Origin of the sequence: Micromonospora sp. NPDC092111 (genome assembly GCF_044755745.1) — a bacterium.
Lineage (GTDB): Bacteria > Actinomycetota > Actinomycetes > Mycobacteriales > Micromonosporaceae > Micromonospora.
The window spans coordinates 271,151-281,974 of record NZ_JBIVRQ010000004.1; the positions used below are offsets into that span (position 1 = coordinate 271,151).

At 73.2% G+C, this 10,824-nt stretch carries 11 protein-coding genes; 2 read left to right on the top strand and 9 right to left on the bottom strand.

Translation table 11 applies throughout. The features are described 5' to 3' along the window. Positions 1 to 3: 3 nt before the first annotated feature. The 9 genes from ACIQG9_RS11880 to clpB all read right to left on the bottom strand — a co-directional run bounded on the left by ACIQG9_RS11880 (position 4) and on the right by clpB (position 8,695). Positions 4 to 963, bottom strand: coding sequence for a hypothetical protein (locus tag ACIQG9_RS11880; RefSeq protein ID WP_400400667.1), 960 nt, complete (start codon positions 961 to 963; stop codon positions 4 to 6). A gap of 153 nt (positions 964 to 1,116) precedes the next feature. Next, on the bottom strand, positions 1,117 to 2,685 hold the full coding sequence (locus ACIQG9_RS11885) for a polyamine aminopropyltransferase (protein ID WP_400400670.1): 1,569 nt from the start codon (positions 2,683 to 2,685) through the stop codon (positions 1,117 to 1,119). Then, positions 2,682 to 3,458: a hypothetical protein gene (locus ACIQG9_RS11890; RefSeq protein WP_400400674.1), complete on the bottom strand. Its 777-nt coding sequence runs from the start codon at positions 3,456 to 3,458 to the stop codon at positions 2,682 to 2,684. Before ACIQG9_RS11890 ends, ACIQG9_RS11885 begins: the two co-directional genes overlap by 4 nt. Next, complete coding sequence (locus tag ACIQG9_RS11895) at positions 3,458 to 3,880, bottom strand: DUF350 domain-containing protein (protein ID WP_400400677.1); 423 nt, start codon at positions 3,878 to 3,880, stop codon at positions 3,458 to 3,460. The genes ACIQG9_RS11890 and ACIQG9_RS11895 overlap by 1 nt, the downstream gene beginning before the upstream one ends. 40 nt (positions 3,881 to 3,920) lie before the next feature. Next, a complete protein-coding gene (locus ACIQG9_RS11900) occupies positions 3,921 to 4,346 on the bottom strand; it encodes a DUF4247 domain-containing protein (RefSeq protein WP_400400679.1) in 426 nt (141 codons plus the stop codon). Beyond that, entirely contained in the window at positions 4,343 to 4,864 is a 522-nt protein-coding gene (locus ACIQG9_RS11905; RefSeq protein ID WP_400400681.1) for a DUF2617 family protein, read from the bottom strand. Before ACIQG9_RS11905 ends, ACIQG9_RS11900 begins: the two co-directional genes overlap by 4 nt. 2 nt (positions 4,865 to 4,866) lie before the next feature. Next, positions 4,867 to 5,493, bottom strand: coding sequence for a DUF4178 domain-containing protein (locus ACIQG9_RS11910; RefSeq protein ID WP_400400683.1), 627 nt, complete (start codon positions 5,491 to 5,493; stop codon positions 4,867 to 4,869). 87 nt (positions 5,494 to 5,580) lie between these two features. Next, complete coding sequence (locus ACIQG9_RS11915; protein WP_400400685.1) at positions 5,581 to 5,964, bottom strand: hypothetical protein; 384 nt, start codon at positions 5,962 to 5,964, stop codon at positions 5,581 to 5,583. A gap of 139 nt (positions 5,965 to 6,103) precedes the next feature. After that, positions 6,104 to 8,695: an ATP-dependent chaperone ClpB gene (clpB, locus tag ACIQG9_RS11920; protein ID WP_400400687.1), complete on the bottom strand. Its 2,592-nt coding sequence runs from the start codon at positions 8,693 to 8,695 to the stop codon at positions 6,104 to 6,106. 296 nt (positions 8,696 to 8,991) lie between these two features. Between clpB and ACIQG9_RS11925 the strand changes: the two genes are divergently transcribed. Together ACIQG9_RS11925 and ACIQG9_RS11930 are read left to right on the top strand one after the other, a co-directional pair. Then, entirely contained in the window at positions 8,992 to 9,492 is a 501-nt protein-coding gene (locus tag ACIQG9_RS11925) for a cation:proton antiporter regulatory subunit (RefSeq protein ID WP_088641912.1), read from the top strand. 5 nt (positions 9,493 to 9,497) lie between these two features. After that, a complete protein-coding gene (locus ACIQG9_RS11930) occupies positions 9,498 to 10,703 on the top strand; it encodes a cation:proton antiporter (RefSeq protein ID WP_400400689.1) in 1,206 nt (401 codons plus the stop codon). Positions 10,704 to 10,824 lie beyond the last annotated feature (121 nt).

The following is a 10,824-nucleotide window of genomic DNA, read 5'->3' on the forward strand; positions in this document are numbered from 1 at the left end:
CCGTCAGCTACCGGCGGGGCGCTGCGGGTCGTCCGGCCCGGAGCCCTCGGCGGGCCGGTCCGGGCCCGACGGGCCGGTCGGTGGCGTGGTCGGCTGCTGCCACGACGACCCGTCCGACGGCTGCGGCTGGTCCGGGCCACCCTGGCTGGGCGGATACCCGGGCTCACCCGGATACCCGGGCTGACCCGGAGCACCGGGCTGACCCGGAGCACCGGGCTGACCCGGAGCACCGGGCTGACCCGGAGCACCGGGCTGACCCGGAGCACCGGGCTGGCCGGGAGCACCGGGCTGGCCGGGAGCACCGGGCTGCGGGTAGCCGGGCGTGGCCGGGTAGCCCGGGGTGGCCGGGTATCCCGGGTAGGCGGCACCGGGGATCGGGGGCTCCCAGGCCGCCTTGGGCTTGCGGAAGAACCCGTTGGCCTGCGGCAGCGCCAGCAGGATCAGCGCCACGAGCAGCGCCAGCAGGCCGAGCAAGCCGATCGCCGTGCTCAGCGGGGTGTACCAGGACGGCAGCGCGTCGGCCAGCCGCTGCTGCACCTCGTCGGAGCTGGGCATGTCGCCGGAGGTGCTGGTGCCGCTGGTGCCGAAACCACCGGCGGCGTTGCTGACCAGGCCACCACCGGTGCAGCAGAACAGGATGCCGCCGAGCACCCAGGTGGTGATCCGGGCGCCGTTCTTGCCCCGGTTGTTGAGCAGGGCGAGGACGACCAGCCCGATCGCCAGCAGCAGGGCGAGGACGCCCGCCCCGATGGTGAAGGCGACGGCGACGTCGGCGACGTTCTGCGCGCCGTTGCCCGCGGTGCCGCGGTACGCCTCGTCGAGCACGCGCCGGACGGTGCCGATGGTGGAGAGCGAGATGATCAGGCTGATCACCTGTAGGACAGCGAAGAGGATCAGCAGGTAGCTGGAAATCGTCACCACGCCTGGGCGGGTGCGGGCCGGGGTGTGCTGGGAATCGACCACGGTTCTCCCTTCCTAGATCGTGCTCACCGTATCGACTTCCGACCAGTACGGCGCGCCACGCGGGCAGGCGATCCGCCCCGGGACAGCGGATCACCCGTCGTCGCGGAGCAGCCGACGGTGCTCGGCGGGGGCGATGGTGACACCCGTCCGACGCTAATAGCCGCGCCATTCGGTACGGGCATAGTCCAGCACCCTGGGCTGCAACAACGTGGAGGCGGGCAGGTCCAGCCGGCCCCGGTCGGCGGGGAAGGCCGACGCGGCCCGCAGCACCGCCGGGTCGAGGAATCGCAGCCGGGGCGCGTCGGCGGGCAGCTCCAGCACCGGCGGGGTGGCCCCCGGGACGGCGAGCACGAAGCCCCAGTCGCCGAACGACGGCACGTCGACGTGGTACGGCACGGTGGCGAAGCCGGCCGCGCGGATCGACGCCTCGATCGACCAGTACGACCGGGGCGCGAAGTACGGCGACCCGGACTGCACCACCAGCCGGCCCCCCTCGGCGAGCACCGACCGGATCAGCGCGTAGAACTCGACGGTGTAGAGCTTCGCGGTGGCCGTCTCGTCCGGGTCGGGCAGGTCGGCGACCACCACGTCGAAGCGTTCGGTGGCGGTACGCAGCCAGCCGAAGGCGTCGGCGTGGCGCACCCGTACCCGGGGGTCGTCGAGCGAACCGCCGTTGAGCTTCCGTAGCTGCGGCTCGGTGCGGGCCAGCGTCACCACCGCCGGGTCGAGGTCGACCACGGTCACCCGCCGGACGTCCGGGTAGCGCAGGATCTCCCGTACCGCGAGGCCGTCCCCGGCGCCGAGCACCAGCACCTCGCCGCGCGGGCCGCGCATCGCCGGGTGCACCAGCGCCTCGTGGTAGCGGTACTCGTCGACCGAGCTGAACTGGAGGTCACCGTTGAGGAACAGCCGCAGGTCGGTGTCCGGGTGGCCGACCTCGCGGACCGAGCGGGTCAGCACGATCTCCTGGTAGCGGCTGCGTTCGGCGTGCACCACCGGGTCCCGGTAGAGCTGCTGCCGTGCGGTGACCTCGAAGTCGGCGGCGGTGATCCAGGCGTACCCCAGGCAGAGGGCGACCACCACGGAGCCGGCGCCGAGGACCAGCCGGGCCCGGCGGCTCAGCTCCGCCCGGAACACCGTGCAGACCAGCGCGAGACCGGCCACCGCGTTCACCGCGCCGACCACCAGGGCACCCTTGAGCTGGCCGAAGACCGGGATCAGCAGGAACGGGAAGGCCAGCCCGCCGAGCAGCGCGCCCACGTAGTCGGCGGCGAACAGGTCGGCGACCGCGCTGCCGGCGGCCTGCTCGCGGATGCGTTGCAGCAGCACCATCAGCAGCGGGATCTCCGCGCCGATCAGCAGGCCGAGCACGAAGGCGGTGCCGACCAGCGCCGGGCCGTACAGGTCGAGCCAGGCGAAGGCGGCGTAGAGGCCGAGCACCGACAGGCCGCCGAGCAGGGCGAGGGTCAGCTCGATCAGCGCGAACGCGGCGGCGGCCCGGGGCTGCAACGGCTTGGCGACCAGCGCGCCGACGCCCATCGCGAAGACCATCACGCCGAGCACGATCGACGCCTGGCCGACCGTGTCGCCGATCAGGTAGCTGCCGAGCGCGACCAGGGCCAGCTCGTACACCAGGCCACAGGCCGCGCAGACGAAGACCGCGACCAGCACCGCCGCCCGGGCGAGCCGCCAGTGCGGCCGGGCCGGCGCGTCGGTGGTCACGCCGTCTCCCCGGTACGTGACGACGCCGCGCCCGCCCCGGCGCGCCGCGCGGATCCGGTTCCCCGGCGCTGCCGGCGGCGCTGTACCACCCCGACCGTGATCAGCAACGCGGTGACCAGCAGCAACCCGGCGGCGGCGGCGAAGTAGACCCAGCGGTCCCGCCACAGGTCGCTGCCGGCGTCGGGCAGCGGGCCCGGCCCGGCCGGCTCGGGCGTCGGAGTGGCGGCCGGCCCGGCCAGCCCCACCTCGACGGCGAGCAGCGGCAGCATGACGGCGGCCCGGGTGACCCCCCAGCCGGGATCGTCGACGAAGACCCGCTCGGTGATCCCGAGTCGTTCCAGGCCGCTCTCGATGGCGAAGGCGTCCGACAGGCTGACGTCCTCGGACGCCGTCACCCGGACCGAGGCGTAGTCGTCGCTCTCGCTGCTCTCGGAGGTGTAGGTGACGTCGGCGGTCACCTGCACCCAGCGTGGGCAGCCCGGGTTGTCCTCGACCGGCACCCCGTCGCCCAGGTTGGAGCCGACGCTGACGGTGTCGTGATCGTCGTCGAGCCGCCATCCGTAGCAGATGCCCTGGCTGGCACTGGACCGCTGGAGGATGGGCACGGTGTCGGCCCGCTCCGTGGTGGCCGGCGGGGACACGGCGGTGCCGTCGGAGTCGCCGAGGGCCCCGGCCACCAGGAAGCCCACCACGACCAGCCCGAGGGTCAGCCAGCCGGCCCAGGCGACGCCCTTCGACGGCGTCTTCTTGGCCGGTCGCCCAACGACGGCCATCAGCTGATGGCGGCGGCGATGATCGCGCCGGTGGCGAGGTGGACCACGGCCGACACCCAGACGGCCGGGTGCGGCTCCGGGTCGACCAGCAGCTCGCCCAGCTTGCCCGGGGTCAGGGCGTCGAGCAGCAGGAACGCCAGCGCCATGATGACCAGGCCGACGATCCCGTACGCGGCGGCGCCGACCAGACCGAGGACGAAGTCGTCCTCGCCGGCGGCGATCGCGGCGACCACGATGGTGCCGACACCGGCCAGGTTGGAGGCGAGCAGCAGCGCCGCGTTGCGGTTGCGTTCGGTCCAGATCAGCTCGTGGAGCCGGCCCGGGGTGGCCAGGTCCACCAGCACGTAGCCGACGGCCATCAGGGCGACGCCGACCACGCCGTAGGCGAGGGTGACCAGCAGATCGGTGACCAGGGTCTGCACAGAGGGCTCCAGGGGTTCGTCGGTCGGGGTGGGGTGCTGACTACTTGCCGGCGCCGGGGCCGCCACCGCGCACGGTGCTGCCCCGCCCCCAGCCCCAGTGGTTGCCCACCGTCGAGTGGTAACGCGGGTACGCGGTCCGCATCCGTTCCAGCAGGATCACCGAGCCGGCGGCGATCGGCAGGATCACCAGTGAGTCGTCGTCGTAACGCAGGTAGACGCCGCTGCCGTCGACGTACTGGTCGGCTGGTTTCCAGGCGTCGGTGACGTCCTTCGCCACCTGGCTCGGGGTCCGGTCCGAGGTGTACGCGACGGCGTCCCGCCCGATGTCCCGGCTGGTCACCCGGGTGTACCGGTCCTCGACGTAGCCGCGCGGCGAGAAGTTGCCGTAGAAGACCGCGAAGGCGGCGACCAGCGCGCCGATGACCGCGAAGGCCACCCCCACCACGAACCAGCGTCGGTACGTCATCGCAGTGCCACCACCGTCTCGGTCAGGACCAGTTCGTTGGTCTGGGGGTACGCGTGCCAGGTGCGCCAGCCGACCGACCCGTCCGGCGGGTCGGGCCGGACGGCGAGCGCGGTGACCGCGTCCGGGTCGCCGGGAAAGACCCCGACCAGGGCGTACGGGTCGTCGGCCAGGTCGGCGCGGAGCGCGACGATCCGGGTGTGCAGCTCACCGGCGGCCGGACGCAGGACGGTGGCGGTGAACCGGTAGCCGCCCGCCTCGTCGTGCAGGGTGCCGGGCAGGTGCGGCGACCGGCCGGGCAGGCAGGCGACCGTCTCGGTGAGCCCGGTGCCGGTGGGTCCACCGCCGGGGGTGGCCAGCACGACCTGGTGGGACGCGCCGAGCAGGCGCAGCCGGAGCCGGACGTCACCGGGCAGCGTCAGGTCGCGGACGTGCAGCGCGGGGCGTTCCGGGCCGCCCAGCGCCAGGCTCAGGTCGGCGGCGCAGGTGTCCACGTACGGGGTGTCGAGGCTGACCAGCACGTTCAGTCCGCCTTCGGCCCGGCCTGCGGGTACACCATCAGGTCGGCGCGGTGGAGCTGCTCGCCCCGGGCCACCTCCCAGCCGGCCTCCCCGTACGCCTCGAAGGCGAGCCGGTCGCCACCCTGGCCCCGGTAGTCGTGGTAGCGGACCGTGCCGCTCGGGTCGAGGCCGGTGCTGCCGGTGGCCGAGTAGCGGGCCTGGCCGGACTCCTCCCAGGAGTAGCGACGGCCGGCGTAGTCGAGGGTGGGGGCGCCCGGGGTGATCGTCGCGGCCGGTTCGGCCGTCCAGAACACCAGCTCCAGGTCCGGGTCCTCCTCGACGGAGAGCCAGCGCTTGTCGCCGTCGACGGTGTCCAGCAGGTGCTCGGCCCAGCTCCAGCCGCCCTCGACCAGGTGCACCGAGCCGCGCACCGCGTACGACACCTGGCGGATCTCGACGATGTCGCCGGGCTTGAGGGTCCGGGGGTCACCGCGCAGCGCGTCGGCGTCGGTGTCGCGGAACGGGTCGCCGGGTGCCGCCGGCCGGCCGGTCTTCTTGCCCCGCCGGAGGGCGACCACCGCCACCACGATCCCGGCCACCCCGACCAGACACCCCAGCGTCGCCACCAGGTACGCCACCGAACCGTTCACCCCGACCGCCTCCCCACGTGCGTCGGCGGAGACGGTAACAACCCCACGCACCTGGGGAAACACGTCCACTTCTGAGTGAACGATCAGCTACTGAGGGTCCAGCCGCTCGGCGGCGTACCAGCGCAGGGAGGCGGTGCCCATCACGCAGCCGGTGAAGGTGGTGAACTCGGCGTCGTCGTCGCGCAGCGCCGTCCAGGCGTCCCGGGCCGCCGCCGGGTCGACCGCCTCCAGCAGCGTCGCCGCGTACGCCCGACCGGCCGGCGAGCCGTGCCGCAGCAGCCAGTCGACCTGCCGGCGAGCCTGCTCGGGACGGGCCGCGAACGCCTCCTCGACCCGCCGGTACGCCTCGGTGACCGGCAGCAGCGTCCCGGCGAACCCCACCCCGCCGAAGGCCACCGTGTCCGCCCCGGCGAGTTCCGCTATGGCGGCGTCCAGTTCCCGGTCCCCGCTCCTCTTCCCCATCCCGAACATGCCCCCATCCTTTCCCCGTCCCGCCACCTCCCACCCTGTCGATCACCAGGTCACCACTGCGGACCGGGCGGGACCAGGGCGGAGCCGGACCGGGCCGGTCCCCGCCGGTGCTGGCGGGGCCGGCCGATGGTGCGACGGATCAGGCGGCGGTGACGGTCAGCGCGTTCTTGCCGTCGGCCAGGTCGACCCGGACGGTGTCGCCGTCCCGGATCACGCCGGCCAGCAGGGCCTTGGCGAGTTGGTCGCCGATGGCCGACTGGACCAGGCGGCGCAGCGGGCGGGCCCCGTAGATCGGGTCGTACCCGTGCTCGGCGAGCCACCCACGCGCGGCGTCGGCGACGTCCAGTGCCAACCGACGGTCGGCGAGCCGCTTGCGCAGCCGGCCGAGCTGGATGTCGACGATGGAGCGCAGGTCGTCCCCGCGCAGCGCGGCGAAGACCACGATGTCATCGAGCCGGTTGAGGAACTCCGGCTTGAAGTGCGACCGGACCACCGCGAGGACGCCCTCCCGGCGCTGCTCCTCGGCCAGCGTCAGGTCGCCGATCACCGACGACCCGAGGTTGGAGGTGAGGATCAGGATGGCGTTGCGGAAGTCCACCGTACGACCCTGGCCGTCGGTGAGCCGGCCGTCGTCGAGCACCTGGAGCAGCACGTCGAAGACGTCCGGGTGGGCCTTCTCCACCTCGTCCAGCAGGATCACCGAGTACGGCCGGCGGCGCACCGCCTCGGTGAGCTGGCCGCCCTCCTCGTAGCCGACGTACCCGGGCGGGGCACCGACCAGGCGGGCCACGGAGTGCTTCTCGCCGTACTCGCTCATGTCGATGCGGACCATGGCCCGCTCGTCGTCGAAGAGGAACTCCGCCAGGGCCTTGGCCAGCTCGGTCTTGCCGACACCCGTCGGGCCGAGGAAGAGGAAGCTGCCGGTCGGGCGGTCCGGATCGGCGACACCGGCCCGGGCGCGACGCACCGCGTCGGAGACGGCCCCGACGGCCTCGGCCTGGCCGACCACCCGGGAGCCCAGCGACTCCTCCATCCGGAGCAGCTTGGCGGTCTCGCCTTCGAGGAGCCGGCCGGCGGGGATGCCGGTCCAGGCGGCGACCACGGCGGCGATGTCGTCCGCGCCGACCTCCTCCTTGAGCATCGCGCCGTCGGCCTGGAGCCGGGCCAGCTCCTCCTCGGCCCTGGCCAGGTCGGCCTTGAGCGCCGGGATACGGCCGTAACGCAGCTCGGCGGCGCGCTCCAGCTCGCCGTCGCGTTCGGCCCGCTCGGCCTCGCCGCCCAGCCGCTCCAACTCCTCCTTGGCGGTGGACAGCTTGGTGATGTGGCTCTTCTCGGTCTGCCAGCGCTCCGACAGGGCGGTGAGCTGCTCGCGCTTGTCGGCCAGCTCCTTGCGCAGCCGGTCCAGCCGCTCGGCGGAGGCGGCGTCCGGCTCCTTGGCCAGGGCCATCTCCTCGATCTCCAGCCGGCGTACGGCCCGCTCGATCTCGTCCACCTCGACCGGCCGGGAGTCGATCTCCATCCGGAGCCGGGACGCGGACTCGTCGACCAGGTCGATCGCCTTGTCCGGCAGGAACCGGTCGGTGATGTAGCGGTCGGACAGCGCGGCGGCGGCGACCAGGGCGGCGTCGGTGATCCGTACGCCGTGGTGCACCTCGTAGCGCTCCTTGAGGCCGCGCAGGATGCCGATGGTGTCCTCGATGGTGGGCTCGCCGACCAGCACCGGCTGGAAGCGGCGCTCCAGCGCCGGGTCCTTCTCGATGTGCTCGCGGTACTCGTCCAGCGTGGTCGCGCCGACCATCCGCAGCTCACCACGGGCCAGCATCGGCTTGAGCATGTTGCCGGCGTCCATCGAGCCCTCGCCCTTGCCGGCGCCGACCACGGTGTGCAGCTCGTCGAGGAAGGTGATGACCTGGCCGTCGGAGTTCTTGATCTCCTCCAGGACGGACTTGAGCCGCTCCTCGAACTGGCCCCGGTACTGCGCGCCGGCGACCATCGCGCCGAGGTCGAGCGAGACGAGCTTCTTGTCCCGCAGCGACTCGGGCACGTCGCCCGCCACGATCCGCTGGGCCAGGCCCTCGACGATGGCGGTCTTGCCGACGCCCGGCTCGCCGATCAGCACCGGGTTGTTCTTGGTACGCCGGGACAGCACCTGGATGACCCGGCGGATCTCGGAGTCCCGGCCGATCACCGGGTCGATCTTGCCGTCCCGAGCGCTGGCGGTGAGGTCGACGCCGTACTTGGCCAGCGCCTGGTAGGTCTGCTCGGGGTCGGCGGTGGTGACCCGCCGGTCCCCGCCCCGCACGGTCGGGAAGGCGGCGACCAGGTTCTCCTCGGTGGCGCCGGCCGACTTCAGCGCGGCGGAGACCACGCCGCCCACCCGGGCCAGGCCGGCGAGCAGGTGCTCGGTGGAGGTGTACTCGTCACCCAACGGCCGGGCGATCTGCTCGGCGGCACCGATGGCGTTGACGAACTCGCGGGCCAGGGTGGGCTCGGCGAGGCTGGAACCCCGGGCGGCGGGCAGCGCGTCGACCGACCGCTGGGCGGCCCGGCGCAGCTCGGCGGGGTCCGCCCCGACGGCGCGCAGCAGGCCGGCGGCGGTGGAGCCGGCGGTGTCCAGCAGTGACAGCAGCAGGTGCCAGGGTTCCACGGTGGCGTGACCGCGCTGGTTCGCCAGCGCGACGGCACCGGTGATGGTCTCGCGACTCTTGGTGGTCAGGCGTTCGGTGTTCATGGGCTCCCCCGGGATCGGCGTGTCCACTAGGACAGACACAACCAGAGTTGAGCGCATTCCGCTCAACTCTGGTTGTGTAACACGGGTCACACTCAGCCGCGTCCTCCGGAGGTGGAACCCGGTAGGAGACGGCCCCGGAGGGCCGAGAGTCACCACGCCTCAGCGGCGGCGGAGCGGGGCCGGGTGTCACCGATCGCCGAGCGGGCGACCACGGCTGGTGCCAGCGGCAATGCGCCCCGAGCCGGCCGGACGTCCCTTCCGGGCGACTGCGGCGGAGGGGGTATAGCCTCTCGTTCGTGCGAGTACGTGTCGAACAGACTGCCTTACCGGGAATCGGCGTACGTCACGATCTGATGACGGAATCCGGCCGCCGGCTCGGCGTGGTCTCCCACCGCAATGGCCGCCGCGACCTGGTCCTCTACGACCCGGACGATCCCGACTCCTGCCAGCACGACATACCGCTCACCGACGACGAGGCGGAAGCCCTCGCCGACATCCTCGGTGCGTCGCTGATGCTCGGCCAGCTCTCCGGCCTACGCGAGCAGGCGGCCGGGCTGCTCACCGAGCAGATCGCCATCCCGGCAGGGTCGAAGTACGTCAACAAGCGGCTCGGTGACACCAAGGCGCGTACCCGCACCAGTGCCTCGATCGTCGCGGTGCTGCGCCAGGGCGAGGTCAACGTCTCGCCCGATCCCACCTTCCGCTTCGCGGCCGGTGACGTGGTGGTCGTGGTCGGCACCCGGCAGGGTCTCGACGGGGTGACAGCCATCCTCGCCGACAGTGACCCGGACGGCTGAGGCGGATGCACGAGACGACCACCCTACTCGTCGAGGTCGGCGCGCTCCTGCTGCTACTCGGGCTGCTCGGCCGGCTCAGCCGCCGGTTCGGCGTCTCCCCCATCCCGCTCTACCTGATCGCCGGTCTCGCCTTCGGCCACGGCGGCCTGCTGCCACTGGCCGCCAGCGAGGAGTTCTTCGCGGTCGGCGCCGAGATCGGCGTCATCCTGCTGCTGGTCATGCTCGGCCTGGAGTACAGCGCCAACGAACTGGTCGGCAACCTCCGCTCGGCGGCACCGGCCGGTGTGATCGACGCGGTGCTCAACGCCCTGCCCGGCTTCGCCTTCGCGCTGCTGCTCGGCTGGAGCTGGGTGGCCGCCGTGGTGCTCGGCGGCATCACCTGGATCTCCTCCTCCGGTGTAATCGCCAAGGTGCTCGGCGACCTCGGCCGGGTGGGTAACCGGGAGACCCCGGTGATCCTCTCCGTGCTGGTCATCGAGGACCTGGCGATGGCGCTCTACCTGCCGCTGGTCACCGCGCTGCTGGCCGGTGTCGGCCTGGTCAAGGGCGGGATCGCGCTGGGCGTCGCGGTGCTCACCGTGGTCGTCGTGCTGGTGGTCGCCATCCGGTACGGCCACCTGATCTCCGCCGCCCTGTCGGCGAAGGACCCGGAGGCGCTGCTGCTCGGGGTACTCGGCCTGACCCTGCTGGTCGCCGGCGTCGCCGCCAAGCTCCAGGTCTCCGCCGCCGTCGGGGCGTTCCTCGTCGGCATCGCCCTCTCCGGGCCGGTGGCGCACCACGCCACCGAACTGCTCTCCCCGCTACGGGACCTCTTCGCCGCGGTCTTCTTCGTCTTCTTCGGCCTGGTCACCGACCCCCGGGACATGCCACCGGTGCTGCTGCCGGCGCTGGCCCTGGCCGTGGTCACCATGGGGACGAAGCTGCTCACCGGCTACCTGGCGGCCCGCCGGGCCGGCATCGCCGAACCCGGACGCTGGCGGGCCGGCTTCGCGTTGATGCCGCGCGGCGAGTTCTCCATCGTCATCGCCGGTCTGGCGGTCGCCGCCGGCACCGTCGAACCCCGACTGGCCGCGCTCGCCACCGCGTACGTGCTGATCACCGTGGTGACCGGCCCGATGCTCGCCCGACTGCCCGACATGGCCTGGTTCAAGCAGCGGCTACGGCGGCGCGCCGCCGCCCGCCGGCCGGAACCGGTGCCCGCCACGGACTGAGAGCGGTGGGGGGGGGGGGGCGGGCGGGGGGGCCCCCCCCCCCCCCCGGGGCGACAAGGGACCCCCCCGGGGGGGCCCCCCCCCCGGCCCGGCGGGCGCCCGGGCGCCCCCCCCCACCACC

Excerpts from the sequence above, each read along its gene's own strand:
- ACIQG9_RS11890 (WP_400400674.1), bottom strand. The coding sequence starts at position 3,458 with ATGGCCGTCGTTGGGCGACCGGCCAAGAAGACGCCGTCGAAGGGCGTC.
- ACIQG9_RS11900 (WP_400400679.1), bottom strand. The coding sequence starts at position 4,346 with ATGACGTACCGACGCTGGTTCGTGGTGGGGGTGGCCTTCGCGGTCATC.
- ACIQG9_RS11915 (WP_400400685.1), bottom strand. The coding sequence starts at position 5,964 with ATGTTCGGGATGGGGAAGAGGAGCGGGGACCGGGAACTGGACGCCGCC.
- clpB (WP_400400687.1), bottom strand. The coding sequence starts at position 8,695 with ATGAACACCGAACGCCTGACCACCAAGAGTCGCGAGACCATCACCGGT.
- ACIQG9_RS11930 (WP_400400689.1), top strand. The coding sequence starts at position 9,498 with ATGCACGAGACGACCACCCTACTCGTCGAGGTCGGCGCGCTCCTGCTG.